This window comes from Micromonospora sp. NPDC049060, assembly GCF_040649055.1.
GTDB classification, from domain to species: Bacteria; Actinomycetota; Actinomycetes; order Mycobacteriales; family Micromonosporaceae; genus Micromonospora; species Micromonospora reichwaldensis.
In genome coordinates this window covers 36,813-57,227 of record NZ_JBEZEV010000001.1, presented here as the reverse complement: position 1 = coordinate 57,227, position 20,415 = coordinate 36,813, and the positions used below count along the sequence as shown (strand labels likewise).

The window sequence follows — 20,415 nt, the reverse complement described above, 5'->3', positions numbered from 1 at the left end:
GTGCGGAAGGCCCAGGCGCTCGGCATGCGTCCTCATGACGGGACCGCTTCCCGATGGTTCTCCATCCCTACGCGCCAGTCACGGCCCGCGCCGATCCTACCGGGTCGACCTCGGCGGTTCCCGGCCCACCTCGCCCCGGCGGCGGGCCCCGGCGGGGTGGGCGGTGCGGACGTGGGGTGACCTCGCTGATGCCGGGGCCGACCGACACGGAGTTCTTCGACCGTGCCGAGATGGCGGACACCCGGGTCGGCTCGGGACGCAAGGACGATCCGCGCACCGTGGCCGAGCAGGGCTTCGCGGCGATGCTGCGGGGCGACCAGACGGTGACCGCGGGTTCGCTGCTCAACAAGGTGCAGACCGCCGCCGGCAGGATCGTCCCGGACAAGCTCAGGGCGGCGCAGCACCGCAGGATGGCCGAGCCGGGCTCCGGCAGCTGACCCCTTGCGGGGCCCGGCGGCGGGTCGTACGGCCCGCCGCCGGCACGGAGGCCTCGCGGCCGGGCGCGCCGCTGCCTAGGATCAGCGGCATGGCGGGGGAGGACGGCGAGGGCGGTAGCCTGCTCGCCATCAGCGACCTGCACGTCGGTCACCGGGGCAACCGGGAGGTGGTCGAGGGGCTGCGCCCCGCGTCGCCGCAGGACTGGCTGCTGGTCGCCGGGGACGTGGGCGACACCGTGGCCGACGTGGAGTGGGCCCTCGGCCTGCTCAGCCGCCGGTTCGCGAAGGTCGTCTGGGCGCCGGGCAACCACGAGCTGTGGACGCCGCCCGCCGACCCGGTGGCGCTGCGCGGGGCCGCGCGCTACGCGTACCTGGTGGACGCCTGCCGGCGGCTGGGCGTGCTGACCCCGGAGGACCCGTACCCGGTGTGGCGGGGGGTGGGCGGTCCGGTGCTGGTGGCGCCGCTGTTCCTGCTCTACGACCACAGCTGGCGCCCGGACGGGTTCGACACCCCGGAGGCGGCGCTGGAGGAGGCGTACCGGACGGGGATCGTGTGCACTGACGAGTTCCTGCTGCACCCCGACCCGTACCCGAGCCGGTCGGCGTGGTGCGCGGCCCGCGTCGCCGAGGCCGCGCGCCGGCTCGCCGAACGGGAACCGGGGCTGCCGACGGTGCTGGTCAACCACTGGCCGCTGCTGCGCGAGCCGACCCGGGTGCTGCGCTACCCGATCTTCGCCCAGTGGTGCGGCACCGAGTTGACCGCCGACTGGCACCTGCGCTTCGACGCCGCCGCGGTGGTCTACGGCCACCTGCACATCCCCCGTACCACCTGGCACGACGGGGTGCGCTTCGAGGAGGTCTCGGTGGGCTACCCGCGGGAGTGGCAGCCCCGGGCCGCGCCCCCGGCGCTGCGGCGGATCCTGCCCGCGCCCCAGGCGTGACGACGGGCCCCGGCGCACCGGGGCCCGTGGAGGTTCGTCCGCTCAGGCCGTCACGGCGTCCAGCGACTTCTTGATCGCCTTCGGGTCCGTCGGCTTGCGCGGCGCGTCTGCGCGCAGCGCGATCATCCGCTCGCCGATCTCCTGGAGCTGCTTACGACCGAGGGCCTCGCGCACCTTCGGGAACCACTCCTGCTCCTCCTCCTCGACGTGGTGCAGGACGTTCTCGATCAGCACCGTGGTCTTGGCGTTGAAGCGCTCGTCGCCGGCGTCCATGGTGAACAGCTCGGCGCAGAGCACGTCGGCGACGTGGTGCTCCTCGTACGACTCGAGGATGTCGTCCTCCAGGTCGGGCAGGAGCTTGCGGACCTCGGGGTACATCACCTCGTTCTCGAGGTAGGTGTGGACCGTGAGGGCTTCCAGGATCTCGTTCACCAGCTTCTGCCGGCGCGCCGCCGGACCCTCCTCGGCATCCTGGAACGCCTTGAACAGGCGGCGCATCTCCTTGTGGTCCTCTTTCAACAGGACGATGGCATCGGTGGACACCGTTGACCTCCTCGCTCGGCTGACGACTTCTCCCGTACCCCCGGGGTGAGCAGCCAAAACGGGCAGGGCCCGGCGGTGAACCGCCGGGCCCTGCCACTGTCGTGCCGTGGTGTCAGCGCACCACGTTGTACGCGTTGACCATGCCGGAGCCGTAGAAGCCGTTGCGCTTGCCGCCGGAGCAGGTCGCGTCGTAGGCGTTCGGGCCGGCGGCGATCAGCGGCACCGGGTTGTAGACGCCGCCGGGGCACGAGATCGCCTCGGCGGTGTTGCCCAGGAAGGCCGACAGCTGACCGGGCGCCATGCCCGGGTGCGCCGAGACGGCCAGGGCCGCCACGCCGGCGGCGTGCGGCGAGGACATCGAGGTGCCCTGCTTGAAGCCCCAGCCGTTGGTCTTCGTGGTGGTGTTGTAGGTGGTGGACAGGATGCCGTCGGTGGAGGTCGAGCTGGCACCCCGGGTGCGGAAGCGGGTGTCGCCACCCGGCGCCGTCACCTCGACCACACCCTGGCCGTAGGAGGAGTAGTAGCTCTTCTGCCCGGTCGGGCCGACCGCCGACACGGTCACCACGCCCGGCGCCTCACCCGGCAGGATGAGGCAGGAGTTGGTGAGGTTCTCGCGCTCCTCGGGCGTCCCGTTGTTCGGGCTGCCCGTGTCGGTGATCTTGTGGGCGAGGTCCCAGTTGCTGTTGCCCGCGGACGCCACGTGCAGCACGCCCTTGCCCTGCGAGTAACGCAGGGCCCGCTGGACCGCCTTCCACACCGGACGCTGGCGCGCGTCGTTGCGGCAGTTGAGCTGCCACGGGTCGATGTAGTAGCTGTTGTTGGTCACCTGCATGCCCTGCTCGGCGGCCCACATGAACCCGCAGACCGCGGCCTCCGGGTAGATGTAGCCGTCGTCGTTGACCACCTTGACGGCGGCCACCTTGACGCCCGGGGCGACCCCGGTCACGCCGACGCCGTTGACGGCGGCGGCGATGGTGCCGGCCACGTGGGTGCCGTGGTCGGAGGTGGTCGGGTTCCAGGCGGCCTCGGTGGTGTCGGTGACGCCACCGATGCAGGACGTGCTCTTGTTCTTCGCGATCTGGGTGGCCAGATCGGGGTGGCTGGACGAGATGCCGCTGTCCAGTACGCCCACCACCACGTCGGCGCGGCCGGCGTTGACGGCGTGGGCCTGCGGGACGTCGATCATCGGCATGTCCCACTGCTGACCGAAGAGGGGCTCCTTGGTCGGGTCGGCGGTCGTGTTGGCCGCCTCGGCCGCGGAGACCTCCAGGGTCTCGCCCTCGTCGAGGGCGCTGCCCAGGCCGGCCGTGGACGCCACCGAGTCGACGCCCGCGCCCGCCACGTCCGTGACGAAGTCGGGGTTGGTCGACCGGACGACGAGCACGCCGATCTGGTCGTAGCTGGCCACCACGGTGCCGTTGGCGGCGGCCACGCGGGCGGCCGCCTTGTCGGTCTTGGCACCCTGCGGGGCGAGGACCAGGAACGTGGTGTCCGGGCCGGCGGCCGACGCCGCCGGGGCCACCCCGCCGGCGACGGCGAGGCCGACGCCGAGCGTCACGGCGGACGCGGCAGCCAGTGTCTTGCGACGGAGGTTCTTCACACAGACTCCCAGGGGCTGTTTCCAGCCGGGGTACGCCCCCTGGCGGGGAGCGGCCGGCGGGAGGAGGGCGGGACGCCCGCCTCCGATGGACCAGCGTAGGAGCCTGTTGTGGCGTTACACACAGCCGTTCGGGCAGACAGAAGGTGTCAGACGGTGGCGAGGGTGTGCGGGATCTCGTCGAGCAGCTCGCGGGCGAGGAACCCGATCCGGCCGTACCGGGGAACCAGCCGCTGACCGCTCACCGCGTGCGCGAACGCCGCCCAGCACGCGGCCTGCGCCGGCTCCGCGCCCCGAGACAGCAGGCCCGCCAGCAGCCCGGCGCGGACGTCCCCGCTGCCGGAGGTGCCCAGTCCGGCGTCGCCGCTCTCCTCCCGCCAGCTCCGGCCGTCGGGGGTGGCGATGTGGCCGTAGAGCGACACCACCGCGTCGTACCGGCGGGCCAGCTCCGTCGCCTCGGCGTCGAGGTCGTCGCCGGGCTCCCGGTCGAGCAGGTGCCGGGCCTCGGTGAGGTTGGGGGTGAGCACCACCGGCCGCCCGGGCCCGACCAGCAGGTCCGGGGCGTGGCTGAGGGCCCCCAGGGCGTACGCGTCGAGCACCAGCGACGTCTGCGGACCGGCCGCGTCGAGCACCAGGCGCAGCAGGCGGCCGGTCTCGTCGATGTCCTTGAGGCCGGGGCCGACGGCCACCACGTCCGCCTCCGCCACCAGTTCGCCCAGCAGCTCGCCGGGCTGCCCCGCGACCGCCCCGTCGGCGGTCTCCGGCAGGCCCACCACCAGCGCCTCGGGCACCTGGATGCTCAGCGCGGCGGCGGTGGACTCGGCGGCGGCGAGCTGGAGCACCCCGGCCCCGGCCCGCAGCGCGGCCACCCCGGCGAGCAGCACCGCGCCGGGGGTGAAGCGCGAGCCGCCGACCACCAGCACCGTGCCCCGGGCCTCCTTGCCGCCGGTCGGCACGGGCAGCGCCCAGTCCCGCAGCAGGCCGGGGGTGATCACCCGGGTGTCAGACCGGTTCGGCATGGACCTCGTCCTCCCTGGTCGGCCAGGCACCCTGCTCGTGCAGGTGACCGATGTCGTTGAACACGTCGGGGGCCAGCCGGCCGTCGGCGTCGGCGGACCACCCGGTGATCGAGCAGTTGGCGATGACGTGTTCGCGGGTCAGCGCCATCAGCTCCGTCTCGGTGAGCCCCTCCACCAGGTACCGGGTCAGGAAGACCAGGGCGTCGTGGCCGAACAGCAGCACGCGCCGGCCCTCGTGGTCGCGGCGCAGGTCGCCGAGGAGGGCACGCAGGCGCAGCGCCACGTCGGTCCAGGACTCCCCGCCCGGCGGCCGGTAGTAGAACTTGCCGAGCCGGTCGCGGCGCGCGGCCTCCTCCGGGTGCCGCTGGCGCACCCCCTGGCCGGTCAGGCCGTCGAGGATGCCCAGCTCCCGGTCGCGCAGCCGTTCGTCGCGGGTGAGCGGGATCCCGGTGCCGGCCAGGGCCAGCTCGGCGGTCCGCACCGCCCGCAGGTACGGCGACACCACCGCCACGTCGGGCCGGTGGGCCTCGGGCAGCCCTGCCAGCCACCGCGCGGTGGCCCGCGCCTGCTCCTCCCCGGTGGGGCTCAGCGGCACGTCCGCGTCCCGGTGGGTCAGGTCGATCAGCTCGGCGCCGGACGCCTCGGCCGCCGTGGCCGCCACGTTCGCCGTGCTCTCGCCGTGCCGGACGATCCAGAGCGTCGCCAGTTCCGCCATGCGGCAACCCCTACCCGGGGCACGCGCCGGGTAACCGCACCGGCTGGCCGACAGTGTCCGCTCCCGCTGGGGCCGGCCGATCCCGCCACCGATCCCGTCACCGGTTCCGTCCGCACCGGTCTCCGTGGGGCGGGTCGGTGCGGTTCGAGACGCCGGACGACACGGTGCGCCGGGCGGCCAGCCCCGAACCCGGCCGCCCGGCGCGGCCGGTCACCGCCGGCGGGTCGGCGTGGCGCGGGCGACGCCGACGACCTCCCGCCGGATCTCCTCCAGCCGGTCGGCCAGCTCACGCGGCCGGCTGAGGGCCACGGGATGCCCGCCGTCCATCTCGTCGGGCGTGACGCCCAGCCGGTCGGACACCAGCCGGCGCAGGAAGTCGATCGGGAAGAAGCGGTCCCCCCGGCAGAGCAGCGCCCGGGTCGGCACCTCGGGCCAGGCACCGAGCGGCCAGGGCTTGCCGAACGGCGTGCCCGACTGGTCCCGGGCGTGCGCCGTGGCCTCCTCGATGAGCGGCGGCGGCAGCTCGTGGAAGAAGATGACGCCGGGGTCCCCGTCCTGCTCCGGCGTCCAGCCCTCGCGCTCGGCCTGGACCTGCCTGGCGTGTGCGTAGCCGGCGTTCTCCCACCACTCGCCCGGCGACTCACCGGGCGAGGGCACCATCGGGGTCAGCAACACGAGCAGCTCGGCGCCGACGCGGTCGCACACCAGCGGGCCGGTGAACGCGCCGAACGACTGGGCCACGACGACCAGGTCCGTACGGTCTCCGATGGCCCGGACGGCGGCGTCGGCGTACTCCGTCAGTCCCGCCGAGTCGTCGGCGCACGGCAGGTCGACCGCCACCACGTCGTGCCCCCGGTCCCGCAACTGGCCCGCCAGGAGGTGCCAGTACCAGGGCCCGCTGCCCGCGGGGGGAATCAACACGTAGGTCGCCATGGTCAGCGCCGCTCCAGTTCCGTCGGGTGGCCGACGACCCGCGCGGGCATCCGGTCACCATGCCCGGTCCCGTGGTGCCGATCGTCGTACCGGTCGTGGTGCCGCCACCACTGCTGCGGGTATTCCAGCTCCTCCTCCTGCCGGCCCAGCGCCGTCAGGTCGAGGTAGTTGTAGGTGTTGATCAGCGCGTCGCCGCCGCGGGAGAAGGCCGAGTAGGTGTGGAACACGTCCGCGCCGTCGCGGAGGAACACGCTCAGCCCGGAGCACTCCGCGTCGCCCCTGGTGGCCCCGAAGTCGGGATTGAAGTCCCCACCGAAGGACGAGAACCAGGCAACCGTCCACCCCATCCGCCGCCGGAACGGCTCGATCCTGGCCAGCGGTGCCCGGGACACCAGCACCAGCCTGGTGTCCCGGGCGTGCAGGTGAGCCGGGTGGCCGAGGTTGTCGACCTGTAGGGAGCAGCCGACGCAGCCCTCGTCCCAGTCGGGGTGGAACATGAAGTGCCGGACGATGAGCTGACGACGGTCGCCGAACAGCCCCGGAAGGTCCACCGGCCCGTCCGGAGACTCGAAGACGTATTCCTTGTCGACCCGGACCATCGGCAGCCGGCGCCGCTGGGCACTCAACGCGTCGCGTGCCCGCGTCAGCTCCTTCTCCTTGACGAGCAGCTCCGCACGGGCCGTCTCCCACTCGTCCCGGCTGACAACTCTTTGCTGCGTCATGCTGGTTCGCTCCTGCCTCTGTCTCTCGGGTGCGTCAGCGGCGCGCCGCCACCGCCGGCCGCCCCGGTTGAGACGGTCGGGGCACGGAGAACTCATCGCCGCCGCCGTGGTCACCGGGTCAGCGGCAGCCCGAAGGCCGCAAAGACGCGGGGCGGGAACGCGGTCACCTCCACGATCTCGCCACCCTCGACGCGGAGCACGTCGAGGCCCAGCGCCCGGTAGCGGGACCGGCCCGGCTCACGCAGGTAGCCGGCGACGGCGGGCTGGCGGTTGGCCCGGGTGGGCACGTGACACCAGTCCTTCCCGCCGGCGGATCCGACCAGCGCGGGGGCCCAGCACTCCACGATCGCGGCCCGTCCCTCGTACCACGTCGGTTCGGGTGGCATGGTGAAGCGGGCGTCCTCACTCAGCAGCGCCGCCAGCGCCGTCAGGTCCCCGCGTTCGGTGGCCTCCACGTACCGCTGGAGCACCGCCCGTTCCTCACCGCTCGGGTCGGTCGCCGTCGACCACTCCATCCGTCGTCGCGGCAGGTGCTGCCGGAGGGTGGCGCGCGCCCGCTGGAGGGCGCTGTTGACCGCGGCGACCGTGCCGTCGAGCAGCGCGGCGGTGTCGGCCGCCGGCCAGCCGAGCACGTCGCGCAGGATGAGCACCGCCCGCTGCCGGGACGGCAGGTGCTGGATCGCGGCGAGGAACGCCAGCTCGATGGTCTCCTTCGCCACCAGTGCGGTGTCCGGCTCGTCGTCGGAGGGCGCGGCCGGATCGAGCAACCGGTCCGGGTACGGCTGGAGCCAGGGGACCTCCACCTGCGGCAACGAGGTCCGGCCGGGCTTGGCGGCGCGGGACACCGTCGGCACGACGAGCGGACGTGGCTGCCGGTGGCGGCGGTCGAGGAAGTCGAGGCAGGCGTTGGTCGCGATCCGGTAGAGCCAGGCCCGCACCGTGGACCGGCCCTGGAAGGTCTCCCGCCTGCGCCAGGCCCGCAGGAACGTCTCCTGCACGAGGTCCTCGGCGTCGTCGAACGAGCCGAGCATCCGGTAGCAGTGCACCTGCAACTCCCGCCGGTACCGGTCGGTCAGCTCCGCGAACGCCTCTGCGTCGCCCTCCCGGACGGCGTCACCCACCGTTCTCTCGCCGACCCCGCCCGATTCCGTGCCACCTTCACCCACGAACCGTCCTCCGTCCTGTCCACCCGATCATCACGTGCCGCCGTCCAGAGATATGACGACCGACGGACGCCGGAGTCATCGCCCCGGGGCGTCCGATTTCGGGCGAGGCCGTCGACCAGGTCCGCCGGAAGGCGCCGGGACCCGCGGCCGGGCGTGATCGGTGCCGGGCCGGGTAAGCGCTGCCTCCACCGATCACCGAGACGGGGAGGTGCGCCGTGGCCACCATGGTCAGGGAGCCGGCGAGCCCGGTGAAGGACCAGAACTACGACCTGATCCACGCGCTGCAGATGTCGTTGCAGCACATCTGGCAACTGGAGAACTACGTCGCCGACGCCGACGCGCGGGGCGACACGGAACTGGCCACCTGGTTCCGGAAGATCCAGGAGAACAACCGCAAGGCGGGCGAACAGGGCAAGAAGATGCTCCTGGTGCGCCTCCAGGAGGAGATGAGCTGAGCCCGCGTGAACGTGTAAGGGAAGGGCCCCTTGTTGACGCCTCGCGTCAACAAGGGGCCCTTCCTTACACCCCGGCGCGCGGGCCCGTGCCGGGCGGCCGGGCGGGTTACGGTGTCAGGCGTGGCGACGCCGGCCGAGGAGATCCAGGTGGGGGAGCGGCTGGTACGCGTCTCCAGCCCCGACAAGCCGTACTTCCCGGAGCTCGGGCTGACCAAGCGGGACGTGGTGTCCTACTTCCTCGCCGTCGGCGACGGCGTCCTGCGCGCCCTGCGGGACCGCCCGACCATGCTGGAGCGGTGGCCGCGCGGCGTGTTCGAGGGGGCGAAGATCGGCACCCGGCAGGACAACCGGGGCGACGCCTTCTACCAGAAGCGGCTGCCGGCGGGCGCGCCCGAGTGGGTGCGCACCGCCCACATCACCTTCCCGAGCGGGCGTACGGCCGACGAGGTCGCGCCGAGCGAGCTGGCGGTGGTGATCTGGGCGGCCAACCTGGGCACGCTGCGGTTCCATCCGTGGCCGGTCTCCGCCGCCGACGTGGAGCGGCCCGACCAGCTGCGCATCGACCTGGACCCGATGCCGGGGGTGGGCTTCGACCAGGTGGTGCCGGTGGCCCACGAGGTGCGCGCGTTCCTGACCGAGCTGGGGCTGACCGGCTACCCGAAGACCACCGGCGGGCGGGGCCTGCACGTCTATCTCTCCATCGAGCCCCGGTGGAGCTTCGGCGACTGCCGGCGGGCGGTGCTGGCGCTGGGCCGGGAGATGCAGCGCCGGCTGCCGGAGCTGGTCACCACCACGTGGTGGCGGGAGCAGCGGGACCGGCCGGTCTTCGTCGACTACAACCAGATGTCCCGGGACCACACGATGGCCTCGGCGTACTCGATCCGTCCCACCCCGCAGGCGTTGGTCTCCGCGCCGCTGGACTGGTCGGAGCTGGACGACGCCCGGCCGGAGGACTTCGCCGTGACCACGATGCCCGCCCGGTTCGCCGAGCGCGGCGACCCGCACGCCGGCCTCGACGACAGGCGGTTCTCCCTGGAACCGCTGCTGGAACTGGCCGACCGGGAGGGGCTGGAGGCCCCACCGGAGCGCTGAGCCGGGAGACCGCCGCGCCGGTTCACTCCCACGGGCTGCGTTCGCCGTCGAACTCCTCGAAGACCAGCCAGGTGCGGGTGGAGAGCACCCCGGCGATGCTCTGCACCCGGCCCAGCACCACGTCGCGCAGGGTGGCGTTGTCCGGCGCCCGGACCAGGGCCAGCACGTCGTGGTCGCCGCCGAGCAGGGCGGCGTGCTCGATGTAGCGGACCCGGGCCAGCTCCGCCGACACCTCCCGCCAGGTGTTCTGTTCGATCTTCAACGCGATGTACGCCGAGGTGCCCAGCCCCGCCGCCTCGGGCGCGACCTGGGCCCGGAAGCCGGTGATCACCCCGTCGCGCAGCAGCCGCTCGACCCGGGCGTACGCGTTGGTGCGGGAGATGTGGATCCGCTCGGCGAGCGTACGCACCGACGTGCGGCCGTCGCGGACCAGCTCGTCGAGGATCCGCCGGTCCACGTCGTCCAACGGTCGCGCCGAACGTCCCGTTCCGGCCACCGGCTCCGCTGCGCCCCCGGACTCCTGGCTCATCCCGCCGCCTGTCCCATGCCATCCGTCCCGCGTTTGTCCTGGATCTTGAGTCAATCATCCGACAGCAGGAGCATAGGCCCACCACACGTCCAGGAGGTCCCGCCGTGACGACCACACCCGAGGCGGTCCGCAGGGCATCCCCGCGCAGCCGTCGGAAGGCCACCCCACCCGACCCGGCCACGCCGCTGCTCCCGGCCACCGAGCCCGTCCGCCTGCTCGATCCGACCGGCACGCCACTGCGCGCCCCCGCCGACTACCCCGAGCCGCCCGTCGAGGCGCTCGTCGAGATGCACCGGCGGATGGTCGTCGGCCGCCGCTTCGACGTCCAGGCCACCGCCCTGACCAAGCAGGGCCGGCTGGCCGTCTACCCGTCCTCGCGCGGGCAGGAGGCCTGCCAGGTCGGCGCCGTCCTCGCCCTGCGCGACACGGACTGGGTCTTCCCGACCTACCGCGAGTCGATGGCCCTGGTCTCCCGGGGCATCGATCCGGTCGAGGTGCTGACCCTGCTGCGCGGGGACTGGCACTGCGGCTACGACCCCGCCGAGCGGCACACCGCCCCGCAGTGCACCCCGCTGGCGACCCAGTGCGTGCACGCCGCCGGGCTGGCCTACGGCGAGGCGTACCAGGGGCGCGACACCGTCGCGCTGGCGTTCATCGGTGACGGGGCGACCAGCGAGGGCGACTTCCACGAGGGCGTCAACTTCGCCGCCGTGTTCAAGGCCCCCGTCGTCTACTTCGTGCAGAACAACCGGTACGCCATCAGCGTCCCGCTGTCGCGGCAGACCGCCGCGCCGTCGCTGGCGTACAAGGGCGTGGGCTACGGCGTGCCCAGCGAACAGGTCGACGGCAACGACCCGGTGGCCGTGCTCGCGGTGCTCACCCGCGCGGTGGAGCACGCCCGTTCCGGCAAGGGCCCGTTCCTGGTCGAGGCGCACACCTACCGGATGGAGGCGCACACCAACGCCGACGACGCGAGCCGCTACCGCGACGGCGCCGAGGTCGAGGCGTGGCGGGACCGGGACCCGGTGGCCCGGCTGGAGACGTACCTGCGGGCCCGGGGCGCGCTCGACGACGCCGCCGTCGCGGCGGTCACCGAGGAGGCCGAGGCGTACGCCGCCGACCTGCGCGTCCGCATGAACGCGCAGCCGACGGTCGACCCGATGAGCCTCTTCGAGCACGTCTACGCCGAGCCCACCCCGCAGCTGGTCGAGCAGCGCGAGCAGGTCCGCGCCGAGCTGGCCGCCGCCCAGGACGAGGAGGGTGAGCGCTGATGGCCGCCCTGACCATGGCGAAGGCGCTCAACGCCGCGCTCGCCGACGCGATGCTCGACGACGACCGGGTGGTCGTCTTCGGCGAGGACGTCGGGGCGCTCGGCGGCGTCTTCCGGATCACCGACGGCCTCCAGGCCCGCTTCGGCGACAAGCGCTGCTTCGACACCCCGCTCGCCGAGGCCGGCATCGTCGGCTTCGCCGTCGGCATGGCCATGTCCGGGCTGCGCCCGGTGGTCGAGATGCAGTTCGACGCGTTCGCGTACCCGGCGTTCGAGCAGATCGCCTCGCACGTGGCGAAGCTGCGCAACCGCACCCGGGGCGCGCTCAGCGTGCCCATCGTCATCCGGGTGCCCTACGCCGGCGGCATCGGCGGCGTCGAGCACCACTGCGACTCCAGCGAGGCCTACTACGCGCACACCCCCGGCCTGAAGGTCGTCACCCCGGCGACGGTCGAGGACGCGTACTCGCTGCTGCGCCAGGCGATCGACGATCCCGACCCGGTCGTGTTCATGGAGCCGAAGAAGCTCTACTTCTCCAGCGCCGAGGCGGAACTGCCGGCCAGCACCGCGCCGATCGGCCGGGCGGTCGTGCGTCGCCCCGGCCGCGACGGCACCCTCGTCGCGTACGGGCCGGCGGTGCCGGTCGCGCTGGAGGCCGCCGAGGCCGCCCGCGAGGAGGGCTGGGACCTGGAGGTCGTGGACGTGCGCAGCATCGTGCCGTTCGACGACGAGACCGTCACCGCCTCGGTCCGGCGTACCGGCCGGTGCGTGGTGATCCAGGAGGCCCAGGGCTTCGCGGGGGTGGGCGCCGAGATCGCCGCCCGGGTGCAGGAGCGCTGCTTCCACGCCCTGCACGCCCCGGTGCTGCGGGTGTCCGGGCTGGACATCCCGTACCCGGCGCCGATGCTGGAGCACACCCACCTGCCGTCGGTGGACCGGATCCTCGACACGGTGGCCCGCCTCCAGTGGGACGACCAGCCCGACGGGCGCTGGCTGAGCCGGGGGAGCGCGGCGTGACCGCCGTGGACGGGGCGCAGGTCTTCCTCCTGCCCGACCTGGGCGAGGGGCTGAGCGAGGCCGAGATCGTCGAGTGGCGGGTCGCCGTGGGCGACGTGGTCACGGTGGACCAGAGCGTGGTGGAGGTGGAGACCGCCAAGGCCGTCGTCGACGTGCCCTGCCCGTACGCCGGGCGGGTCGTGGCGCTGCACGGCGCGGCGGGTGAGACCCGCCCGGTCGGCCAGCCGCTGATCACCATCGCGCCCCTCGACGGCGACGGCGGGGCCGGCGACGAGCCCGCCGCGCACGCCACCTACCGCGAGGAGGAGCGCGCCGGGTCCGGCAACGTCCTCATCGGGTACGGCACCGGCCACGGCGGTGCGGGGCGGCGGCGTCGCCGGCCCCGTCTCGTGGCCGCGCCCGATCCCATCCCGGCGGCTCCCGCCCACGCCGCACCGCCGGCGGCGCCCGCCCCGGCGGCGACTGCGGTCGGCGCGGCCGACCGTCCGCACGGCGCGGCGGCGCCCCTGGTCATCTCGCCCATCGTGCGCCGGCTGGCCCGCGAGCACGGGCTCGACCTGGCCGCCCTGCGCGGCACCGGCCCCGGCGGCGTGGTGCGCCGGGCGGACGTGGAGGCCGCCGTCGCCGAGGCGGTGACGCCGGCTGCCCGGCTGGCCGCGGTGCCGGACGAGCCCGTCGCGTCGGCGGTCTCCGGCGCCGAGGACCTGGTCGTCCCGCTGACCGGCATCCGCAAGGCGATCGCCGACAAGCTCTCCCGCAGCCGGCGGGAGATTCCCGAGGTGACCATCTGGGTGGACGTGGACGCCACCGGGCTGCTGGAGACCCGCGCGGCGATCAACGCGGCGACCCCGGACGCGCCGGTGAGCATCCTGGCCCTGCTGGCCCGGATCTGCCTGTCCGGGCTGCGCCGGTACCCGCAGCTCAACGCCCGGGTCGACACCGAGGGCCAGCGGATCGTCCAGTCCGCCGGGGTGCACCTGGGCATCGCCGCCCAGACCGACCGAGGGCTGGTCGTGCCGGTGCTGCGGGACGCGCAGCGGCTGACCACCGCCGAGCTGGCCGCCGAGCTGACCGCGACCACCACGGCCGCCCGGGCCGGCACGCTGCCCCCGGCCCGGCTGACCGGCGGCACGTTCACGCTCAACAACTACGGCGTCTTCGGCGTCGACGGCTCCACCCCGATCATCAACCACCCGGAGGCGGCGCTGCTCGGGGTGGGACGGATCGTGGACAAGCCCTGGGTGGTGGACGGGCAGCTCGCCGTGCGGAAGGTGACGCAGCTCAGCCTGACCTTCGACCACCGGGTCTGCGACGGCGGGGTGGCCGGCGGCTTCCTGCGGCACGTCGCCGACTGCGTCGAGCGGCCGGCGGTGCTGATCGCCAACGTCTGACCCCGGACGCGACGGCCCCGGCTCCGCCTCCCGGCGGCGCCGGGACCGTCGCCGTCGCGGCAGGCGTTTCCCGGCAGCCGGGCCGGGAATGCGGGCCGGGCAGTCTCGCCGAGGGGAGGACGAGGTGGCCTATCCGGACATGCCCTCCGCCGGCGGCGTGCGCCGGCACGCGGTGGCCGGCGCCCCGCTGCTCTGCGACGCCCGGGAGCACGGCCTGGTCGGCGACGGGACGGCCAACGACCAGCCGGCGCTCGCCGCGCTGGTGGACCGGCTCGGCGACGCGTACGCCGCCGACGGCCGGGCCCGGATCATCTACTGCCCGCCCGGGGTCTACTCGATGCGGGACTCGGGCACCGTGTGGCGCAGCGGGGTGTCGCTCATGGGCGCGGGACCGGGCGCGACCCGTTTCGTGCTCAGCAACGCCGGCAACCGGGCCGACCCGTCGCCGCTGGCGTTCTACACCACCCTCCAGCACGGCGCCAGCCGGAACCGGAACCTGTCCGACTGCACCTTCGCCGACTTCGAGATCGACGGCTCGGAGGTGGCGTCCGCGGACTACAACCCGCTGGCCAAGGGCCTCGGCCTCCAGTACGTCGTCCGCGGCGTGTTCCGCAACCTGTACATCCACCACACCGCCGCCACCGGCCTGGGCTGCGACTTCCTCCAGGACTGCCTGATCGACGGGGTGCTGGTCACCGGGTGCGGGCGGCTGGACAACGGCACCGAGATGGGTGGCGCGGGCATCGGCATCGGCATCGGCGGCTGGGGCAGCGTCGAGCGGTTCAACATCGTCAACTGCAGCGCGGTGGCCAACGCCACCAACGGCATCTTCCTGGAGTTGCAGGAGGCGGACCACCTGCGCCCACGGGGCGTACGGATCATCGGCTGCCACGCCCAGGGCAACCGCTTCGGCATCTCCGACTGGGGCGCGAACGGCCTGATCGTCTCCGCGTGCACCATGACCGGCAACCTGGAGGCGGGCTTCCACGTCTCGGCGAAGGGCACCACGCACACCGCCGGCCGGGGCGGCATCCTCACCGACTGCGTGATCGACGGCAACCTGCGCGACGGGGTGAGCATCGGCAACACCCCCGGTCCGTACACGATCCGCGGCAACCGGATCAGCGGCAACGGCCGGTACGGCTACCACCAGCGCAACCTCGGCGGGTCCGAGGAGCACGTCGCCGAGGAGATCGTCATCGAGAGCAACGACTTCTACGGCAACAGCGCCGACGCCATCCGCATCGACCGTCCGGTCCGCGACGCCTTCCTGGTCGCCAACCGGATCCGGAACAACGGGCGGCAGTGGGCGCCCGCGACGAGCGCACACGGCGACTCGGTGCGGTACTCCGAGAAGTCGGTGGTGGACCGGCGGGCGACCTGGCCGAACGACGGTCACCGGGGCAAGGTGGTGCGGGTCGACGAGCGCATCGCCGTGGTAGCGGCCAACGACGACACCGAGCTCACCCTCGCGCCGATCCGGCCGGACTCCCCGAGCGCATGGAGCGGAGGCACTCCGGCGCCGGGCACCCCGTACGAGCTGCCCGCCGGGCCGCCGGTGCGGGCCGGCATCGCGATCAACGCCGCCGTCGAGTCGGCCACCATCCGGGGGAACCGGATCTGGGACAGCCGCGAGCCGAGCACCCAGAACCACGGACTGTGGATCACCGAGCAGGGCAGCTGCGTGGACTGCCGGGTCGAGGACAACGACTTCGCCGGCAACGCGGACTCCGCCGTCCGGCTGGACACCCCACCGGTCGGCGGCCGGTGGGAACGCAACCACGGCTGACGACGACCGGCCGGGCGGCCGGCCCCGTCGGCGGCGGCGCGCCGGTCGTGTCGTGCCGCACCCGTCGCCTCGCCGCCCGGATCGCGGGTGCGGGACGGCTGTGCGCCGACACCGACGACGCGGTGGCCCGAACCGGGACGCGGCGGGAGTCAGGGGGCGGCCGGTGGGCGCGCCGGACGATTCCGGACGGACCCGGAAACCGGCGCGTGCGGCCCTTTTCCGTGCAGTGCGGGAAATGCTTCCCATAATTGCTTTCGCAATTCCGTGGAAATTGCGCGTCCATCCGGCGCGGCGTGGAGAGAATGTGGCTGAGGACACCAGACAACGGGGGGACGCATCATGGAGTTGAGGCGGCGACTGACGGTGCTGGCCGTGACCATCGCGGCCACGCCGTTGGCCCTCGGCGGGTGCACCGCCGACCGCAAGCCGGGTGCCCGGCCGGCCGAGGGGCAGGCGGCGGCGCCGGAGCTGACCGTGACGCCCACCGACCGCGCCCGCGAGGTGCCGATCACCGCCGAGGTGGGGACCGCGGTCAGGAACGGGAAGGTCACCGCCGTGCGAATCACCGACGACAAGGGCGCGCAGGTCGCGGCGGAGCCCCGGGAGGACGGCTCGGGCTGGGTGCCGAAGGCGCCCCTGAAGCCGCGGCGCACCTACACCGCGGAGGTGACCGCCACGGGCGACTCGGGCACGACGACGACCCGGAAGACCACCTTCACCACGATGCCGAAATCGACGAAACCGGAAATCACCAGCACGTTGTACTTCGCCGGTGATCGGACGTACGGCACCGCGATGCCGGTGACCGTGGCGTTCGACCCACCCATTCCGAAAGAGGCCAGGGACGACGTGCAGCGCCGATTGTTCGTGAAGACGGATCCGCCGCAGCCGGGCGCCTGGTCTTGGGTGTCCGACGGCAGTCAGGCCTATTACCGGGCCCCCGATTTCTGGCGCCCGGGGACCCGCATCAGCGTCCGGGCCGGGCTGGAGGGCCTGCCCATCGGCAAGGACCGGGTCGGCGACTCCGACCGCACGGCCACGTCGAAGATCGGCCGGCAGGTGGCCCTGGAGATCGACAACGCGACCAAGCAGATGTCCGTGCTGCGCGACGGCAAGGTGGTTCGCAAGATCCCGGTCAGCATGGGCAAGCCGAGCACGCCGACCTCCAGCGGCAAGATGGTGATCATGGAGAAGCACCAGTTCACGACGTTCGACACCCGGGGCTCGGCCGACCCCTACGTGGTCGACGTCGAGGACGCCCAACGGCTCACCTGGGGCGGCGAGTTCATCCACGCGGCGCCGTGGTCGGTGGGGGACCAGGGAAACACCAACGTCTCGCACGGCTGCACCAACGTCTCCAACGAGGCCGCGGACTGGCTGATGGGCGTCACCCAGGTCGGCGACCTGGTCACCATCAAGGGCACTGAGGTCGAGCTGACCGAGGGCAACGGCTGGACGGCCTGGAACGTCAGCTGGGACGAGTTCGTCAAGGGCAGCGCGCTGCCCGTGCCGGCCGGGCTGCGGCCGTCCCCGTCGGCCGTGCCGCACCCCGGCGCGGTGGCCGGGGGCTCGCCGGCGCCGGCGCCGTCCGTCCGCGGCGGCTGATCCGACCGTACGCACACCCGGGGGACCGGTCCGCCGCCACGCGGGGCCGGTCCCCCGGGTGTCGATCGGACCGAAGCGTTTCCCGCCGACCCCGTCGTGCGCGCCGGTCCCCTGGCGCGGCGGTCGCACCGGGGCGTTTCCCGCCGACCCCGTCCGGCGTCGAGGCTCAGCCCAGCGGCACCCGGGCCACGCCGGGGCCCGTGAGGCTGCCCAGCCACAGGTGGTTGCCGTGCTGGCGGACGCCGGTGACCATGTCGTAGGTCCCGCGCGGGCCGTGCAGGGTCCGCAGCACCCGCCCCTCGCCGTCGACGAGGGCCACCAGGCCGTAGCGCAGCGGCTTCGGCTGCACCGCCGCCGGCAGCACCGCCACCAGCTGCCGCAGCCGGGGGTGGGGCAACAGCCGCTCCACCACCGGCACGCGGGGGCTGGGCAACGCGATCCAGTACGTCCCGTCGCCCACCGGGGTCAGGTTGTCCGGGTACGCCGGCAGGTCGGCCAGCACGGTGACCGCGCCGTCGGCCAGCGCGACCCGCACCAGCCGATGGGCGGCGGTCTCGACCAGCATCAGCGCCGACTCGTCCGGGGTGAGCGCGAGCCCGTTGGGGAAGTAGAACCCGGCGCGGACGACGTCGGTGCGCCCGCTGCGCGGGTCGTACGCCAGCACCCGACCGTTGGGCCGGTGTTCCAGCAGGTCCAGCTTCCAGTGCGAGAGCGGGAAGCGGTCGGACGAGTCGGTGAAGTAGACCGTGCCGTCGCGGGCGACGGTGGCGTTGTCGGCCAGGTTCGCCCTGGCCCCGAGGCCGCCCAGCTCGCGCACCGCACCGTCGCCGGTCACCCGCAGCAGCCCCCGGTACGCGTCGCAGACCACGAGGCTGCCGTCGAGCGGGTCGACCTCCACGCCCAGCGGCCGGCCCCCGGTGTCGGCGAGCGGCCGGGGCCGGGTGCCGGGGGGCGCGTCGACCGGCCACCACCAGAGCCGGCCGTCCTCCGTCCCGCTGACCACCCGGCCGGACGGGTCGACGACCACGTCCTCCGGGCCGGACACCCCGTCGGGCAGCGGCAGCAGCTCCACCGAGTCGAGCCGCCGGTCGGCGGGCGTCCACGGCCCGTCGAGCGGCGGCGGGACCGTGGCGGGCTCGCGGACGGGGCGGATCAGCCGGGGCGCGCGGCGGCGGGGAGCGACCATCGGCTCATTCTCGCCCGCCGATGTGCAGCCCGCAGGCCCTCGTCGCGTCATCCCTGAGGGGGATCCGGGAGTCTCGGGGTATGACCCTGGGCGTACCCGGATCCGGTCCCTCAGCAGGGCGGAATTGTCGGTGGCGGGGGATAGGTTCGTCGCATGGGACAGCGCGACGACCGGCTCCACGTGGACATCACCGTGGCCGACCACGAGGTGGAGGTGCGGGCGACCGGCGAGGTCGACATCGCCACGGTCGCCGCGTTCCGCTCCGCGCTCTGGGCCGCCCCGGCCCGGCCCGTGCTCCGGCTGGATCTCTCCGGCGTCCGCCTGCTCTCCGCGGCCGGGGTGCGGGCGTTGGTCGCCGCGCACCTGCGCATGCGCGCCCAGGGCGGTGAGCTGGTGCTGGTCCGCCCCGACCCGGTGGTCGAGCGGGTCCTGCGGGCCACCGGCCTGCACCGGGTCATCCCGATCGTGGACCCGTGCGCCGACCGGGAGCTGGTGCCCTGCTGACCTCCGGCGCCCGAGGCCCAGGGGCGCGGTGGCGTGCAGCGCCTCGACCGGGAGCCCGCCCAGCCAGTCCATTTGACGTTGGCAGCGGGCCGGTGCCGACGGCGTCGTCCACCGTCCGCACCGGCCCGTGGCCAAGCGGTTCGCCGTCCACTCGAGCGGTGCACCGTCCGTTCGGAGGGATCATCCCCCGCCCGGCGGTGCCTGCCCGCCCAGTGGGTCATCCTCCGCTCAGCGGACGCCGAGCAGGTCGACGACGAAGACCAGGGTCTCGCCCGGCTTGATGACGCCGGCGGCGCCCCGGTCGCCGTAGCCCAGGTGCGGCGGGATGGTCAGGCGGCGCCGGCCGCCGACCCGCATGCCCACGACGCCCCGGTCCCAGCCGGAGATGACGTGACCAGCGCCGAGCTGGAACTCGAACGCGTCACCCCGGTTCCACGAGGAGTCGAACTCGCGACCGTTGGAGTGCGCGACCCCCACGTAGTGGACGCTGGCCAGCTGCCCCGGCTGGGCCTCCGGCCCCTCGCCGACGGTGATGTCCTCGACGACGAGGTCGGCGGGCGGCGCGCCCTCGATCGGACCCACCTCGGGCTTGCCCGAGCGGGCGCCTGCTGCCTGGTTCATTCGGGAGTCTCCTACCGTTTCGGTCCTGATGTCCGTCACCCGAGATCCTGCCCGATGGCGTCCGACCGATGCATGGCGGTCCCGGCGCACGCGTCGCGGCCGGCCCCCGGGGCGACGACGAGACGTGGTGGGCACGCCGAAGCGGGCGTCACCGGTGGTGACGCCCGCCGAGGGGGAGGTGCCGCGCCGGGTCACCGCAGCCAGGGGAACCGCCGCACGATCGGGAGCTTCGCCCACGTCGCGCCCAGGCCGAGGGTCGCGCCGGCGTTGACCAGTGCGAGACCGACCAGCAGCGCCGCGTTGATCAGGTGCTCGTCCATGAAGGGGTTGTTCTCGGGAGGCAGGACGACCGTCCACATCATCACGTAGAGCACCGCTCCCGCGACGGCGGCGATCCGCATCCCGATGCCGAGCAGCAGCGCGACGCCGATCGCAGCCAGGCCGGCCATGAAGAGCACGTCCGCCCAGGCGGCCCCGGCGATGCCCTGGTAGAAGTCCGCGAACGGGCCGGCCGCGCCGAAGGTCAGGAAGCCCTTGGTGGGGCTGCCGCCGTTGATCCAGGCGTTCTTCGCCTCGGTGGCGAACCCCAGACCGAAGACCTTGTCCAGGAACGCCCAGAGGAAGGTCCACCCGAGGGCGATCCGGATGCCGGCGAAGACGTACCGGGCGGCCCGTTCCCTGGGGGTCTCGCCGACGTGCCGGGTCTCCGCCACCGCAGCGTCGTTCCTGGCGGTGGTGCGCTCGATCGTCGCGGCCATTGTCTCCACGTCCCTTCGTGTGCCTGGCACCGCGCTTTCCGGTGGCATCTCCATTGGACGCCCGCCGGCGCCGGGCGGGCAGGGCCGACCGGGCCCCACCGGACCGGGACCTTGGACCCCTTCCG

Annotated in this window: 21 protein-coding genes and 1 riboswitch; of the genes, 10 read left to right on the top strand and 11 right to left on the bottom strand. The window is 73.7% G+C overall.

What is annotated here, in order from left to right; all coding sequences use genetic code 11:
* Positions 1-2: 2 nt before the first annotated feature.
* Positions 3-92: riboswitch (ZMP/ZTP riboswitch) on the bottom strand.
* Positions 93-176: 84 nt separating this feature from the next.
* Both AB0B83_RS00265 and AB0B83_RS00260 read left to right on the top strand, forming a co-directional pair.
* Positions 177-437, top strand: coding sequence for a hypothetical protein (locus AB0B83_RS00265; protein ID WP_357576267.1), 261 nt, complete (start codon positions 177-179; stop codon positions 435-437).
* Positions 438-526: 89 nt separating this feature from the next.
* Positions 527-1,378, top strand: a complete 852-nt coding sequence (locus tag AB0B83_RS00260) for a metallophosphoesterase (protein WP_357576266.1) — start codon at positions 527-529, stop codon at positions 1,376-1,378.
* A 42-nt stretch (positions 1,379-1,420) separates the two neighbouring features.
* Here the strand turns inward: AB0B83_RS00260 and AB0B83_RS00255 are convergent, their stop codons facing one another.
* The 7 genes from AB0B83_RS00255 to AB0B83_RS00225 form a co-directional block, all read right to left on the bottom strand.
* On the bottom strand, positions 1,421-1,921 hold the full coding sequence (locus AB0B83_RS00255) for a hemerythrin domain-containing protein (RefSeq protein WP_132234652.1): 501 nt from the start codon (positions 1,919-1,921) through the stop codon (positions 1,421-1,423).
* A gap of 112 nt (positions 1,922-2,033) precedes the next feature.
* Positions 2,034-3,521 (bottom strand): S8 family serine peptidase, encoded by a 1,488-nt coding sequence (locus AB0B83_RS00250; protein ID WP_357576265.1) that lies wholly within the window; start codon positions 3,519-3,521, stop codon positions 2,034-2,036.
* A gap of 146 nt (positions 3,522-3,667) precedes the next feature.
* On the bottom strand, positions 3,668-4,537 hold the full coding sequence (locus AB0B83_RS00245; RefSeq protein WP_357576264.1) for an NAD(P)H-hydrate dehydratase: 870 nt from the start codon (positions 4,535-4,537) through the stop codon (positions 3,668-3,670).
* Positions 4,521-5,252: a histidine phosphatase family protein gene (locus AB0B83_RS00240; protein ID WP_357576263.1), complete on the bottom strand. Its 732-nt coding sequence runs from the start codon at positions 5,250-5,252 to the stop codon at positions 4,521-4,523. The genes AB0B83_RS00245 and AB0B83_RS00240 overlap by 17 nt, the downstream gene beginning before the upstream one ends.
* A 210-nt stretch (positions 5,253-5,462) precedes the next feature.
* Positions 5,463-6,185 (bottom strand): alpha/beta hydrolase, encoded by a 723-nt coding sequence (locus AB0B83_RS00235; RefSeq protein ID WP_357576262.1) that lies wholly within the window; start codon positions 6,183-6,185, stop codon positions 5,463-5,465.
* A gap of 2 nt (positions 6,186-6,187) precedes the next feature.
* A complete protein-coding gene (locus AB0B83_RS00230) occupies positions 6,188-6,907 on the bottom strand; it encodes a DUF899 domain-containing protein (protein WP_357576261.1) in 720 nt (239 codons plus the stop codon).
* Between the two features lie 110 nt (positions 6,908-7,017).
* Positions 7,018-8,028, bottom strand: a complete 1,011-nt coding sequence (locus tag AB0B83_RS00225) for a sigma-70 family RNA polymerase sigma factor (RefSeq protein ID WP_357576260.1) — start codon at positions 8,026-8,028, stop codon at positions 7,018-7,020.
* A gap of 269 nt (positions 8,029-8,297) precedes the next feature.
* Between AB0B83_RS00225 and AB0B83_RS00220 the strand changes: the two genes are divergently transcribed.
* Complete coding sequence (locus AB0B83_RS00220; RefSeq protein ID WP_132235041.1) at positions 8,298-8,528, top strand: hypothetical protein; 231 nt, start codon at positions 8,298-8,300, stop codon at positions 8,526-8,528.
* Between the two features lie 120 nt (positions 8,529-8,648).
* The gene (locus AB0B83_RS00215) at positions 8,649-9,620 is read left to right on the top strand and encodes a DNA primase small subunit domain-containing protein (protein WP_357576259.1); all 972 of its coding nucleotides are present in this window, start codon (positions 8,649-8,651) and stop codon (positions 9,618-9,620) included.
* Positions 9,621-9,642: 22 nt separating this feature from the next.
* Here AB0B83_RS00215 and AB0B83_RS00210 read toward each other — a convergent pair whose 3' ends face one another.
* Positions 9,643-10,149, bottom strand: coding sequence for an Lrp/AsnC family transcriptional regulator (locus tag AB0B83_RS00210; RefSeq protein WP_132234638.1), 507 nt, complete (start codon positions 10,147-10,149; stop codon positions 9,643-9,645).
* Positions 10,150-10,253: 104 nt separating this feature from the next.
* Here AB0B83_RS00210 and pdhA point away from each other — a divergent pair, with 104 nt between their 5' ends.
* From pdhA to AB0B83_RS00185, 5 genes are all read left to right on the top strand, one after another.
* A complete protein-coding gene (gene pdhA / locus AB0B83_RS00205) occupies positions 10,254-11,420 on the top strand; it encodes a pyruvate dehydrogenase (acetyl-transferring) E1 component subunit alpha (protein WP_357576258.1) in 1,167 nt (388 codons plus the stop codon).
* Positions 11,420-12,436: an alpha-ketoacid dehydrogenase subunit beta gene (locus AB0B83_RS00200; RefSeq protein WP_357576257.1), complete on the top strand. Its 1,017-nt coding sequence runs from the start codon at positions 11,420-11,422 to the stop codon at positions 12,434-12,436. The genes pdhA and AB0B83_RS00200 overlap by 1 nt, the downstream gene beginning before the upstream one ends.
* Positions 12,433-13,827, top strand: a complete 1,395-nt coding sequence (locus AB0B83_RS00195) for a dihydrolipoamide acetyltransferase family protein (RefSeq protein WP_357576256.1) — start codon at positions 12,433-12,435, stop codon at positions 13,825-13,827. The genes AB0B83_RS00200 and AB0B83_RS00195 overlap by 4 nt, the downstream gene beginning before the upstream one ends.
* 139 nt (positions 13,828-13,966) lie before the next feature.
* A complete protein-coding gene (locus tag AB0B83_RS00190) occupies positions 13,967-15,616 on the top strand; it encodes a right-handed parallel beta-helix repeat-containing protein (RefSeq protein ID WP_357576399.1) in 1,650 nt (549 codons plus the stop codon).
* 339 nt (positions 15,617-15,955) lie between these two features.
* Complete coding sequence (locus AB0B83_RS00185) at positions 15,956-17,221, top strand: Ig-like domain-containing protein (protein WP_357576255.1); 1,266 nt, start codon at positions 15,956-15,958, stop codon at positions 17,219-17,221.
* 166 nt (positions 17,222-17,387) lie between these two features.
* On the opposite strand, the gene AB0B83_RS00180 is transcribed toward AB0B83_RS00185, so the two are convergent.
* Positions 17,388-18,407, bottom strand: a complete 1,020-nt coding sequence (locus AB0B83_RS00180; RefSeq protein WP_357576254.1) for an SMP-30/gluconolactonase/LRE family protein — start codon at positions 18,405-18,407, stop codon at positions 17,388-17,390.
* A gap of 153 nt (positions 18,408-18,560) precedes the next feature.
* On the opposite strand from AB0B83_RS00180, the gene AB0B83_RS00175 reads away from it, so the two are divergent.
* Positions 18,561-18,911: an STAS domain-containing protein gene (locus AB0B83_RS00175; protein WP_357576253.1), complete on the top strand. Its 351-nt coding sequence runs from the start codon at positions 18,561-18,563 to the stop codon at positions 18,909-18,911.
* Positions 18,912-19,139: 228 nt separating this feature from the next.
* Here AB0B83_RS00175 and AB0B83_RS00170 read toward each other — a convergent pair whose 3' ends face one another.
* Together AB0B83_RS00170 and AB0B83_RS00165 are read right to left on the bottom strand one after the other, a co-directional pair.
* Positions 19,140-19,532 (bottom strand): FKBP-type peptidyl-prolyl cis-trans isomerase, encoded by a 393-nt coding sequence (locus tag AB0B83_RS00170; RefSeq protein ID WP_357576252.1) that lies wholly within the window; start codon positions 19,530-19,532, stop codon positions 19,140-19,142.
* 191 nt (positions 19,533-19,723) lie between these two features.
* Positions 19,724-20,299, bottom strand: coding sequence for a hypothetical protein (locus tag AB0B83_RS00165; RefSeq protein WP_357576251.1), 576 nt, complete (start codon positions 20,297-20,299; stop codon positions 19,724-19,726).
* Between the last annotated feature and the right edge of the window lie 116 nt (positions 20,300-20,415).

Excerpts from the sequence above, each read along its gene's own strand:
- AB0B83_RS00260 (WP_357576266.1), top strand. The coding sequence starts at position 527 with ATGGCGGGGGAGGACGGCGAGGGCGGTAGCCTGCTCGCCATCAGCGAC.
- AB0B83_RS00245 (WP_357576264.1), bottom strand. The coding sequence starts at position 4,537 with ATGCCGAACCGGTCTGACACCCGGGTGATCACCCCCGGCCTGCTGCGG.
- AB0B83_RS00240 (WP_357576263.1), bottom strand. The coding sequence starts at position 5,252 with ATGGCGGAACTGGCGACGCTCTGGATCGTCCGGCACGGCGAGAGCACG.
- AB0B83_RS00235 (WP_357576262.1), bottom strand. The coding sequence starts at position 6,185 with ATGGCGACCTACGTGTTGATTCCCCCCGCGGGCAGCGGGCCCTGGTAC.
- AB0B83_RS00230 (WP_357576261.1), bottom strand. The coding sequence starts at position 6,907 with ATGACGCAGCAAAGAGTTGTCAGCCGGGACGAGTGGGAGACGGCCCGT.
- AB0B83_RS00220 (WP_132235041.1), top strand. The coding sequence starts at position 8,298 with ATGGTCAGGGAGCCGGCGAGCCCGGTGAAGGACCAGAACTACGACCTG.
- AB0B83_RS00210 (WP_132234638.1), bottom strand. The coding sequence starts at position 10,149 with ATGAGCCAGGAGTCCGGGGGCGCAGCGGAGCCGGTGGCCGGAACGGGA.
- AB0B83_RS00200 (WP_357576257.1), top strand. The coding sequence starts at position 11,420 with ATGGCCGCCCTGACCATGGCGAAGGCGCTCAACGCCGCGCTCGCCGAC.
- AB0B83_RS00190 (WP_357576399.1), top strand. The coding sequence starts at position 13,967 with ATGCCCTCCGCCGGCGGCGTGCGCCGGCACGCGGTGGCCGGCGCCCCG.
- AB0B83_RS00185 (WP_357576255.1), top strand. The coding sequence starts at position 15,956 with ATGGAGTTGAGGCGGCGACTGACGGTGCTGGCCGTGACCATCGCGGCC.
- AB0B83_RS00180 (WP_357576254.1), bottom strand. The coding sequence starts at position 18,407 with ATGGTCGCTCCCCGCCGCCGCGCGCCCCGGCTGATCCGCCCCGTCCGC.
- AB0B83_RS00175 (WP_357576253.1), top strand. The coding sequence starts at position 18,561 with ATGGGACAGCGCGACGACCGGCTCCACGTGGACATCACCGTGGCCGAC.
- AB0B83_RS00170 (WP_357576252.1), bottom strand. The coding sequence starts at position 19,532 with ATGAACCAGGCAGCAGGCGCCCGCTCGGGCAAGCCCGAGGTGGGTCCG.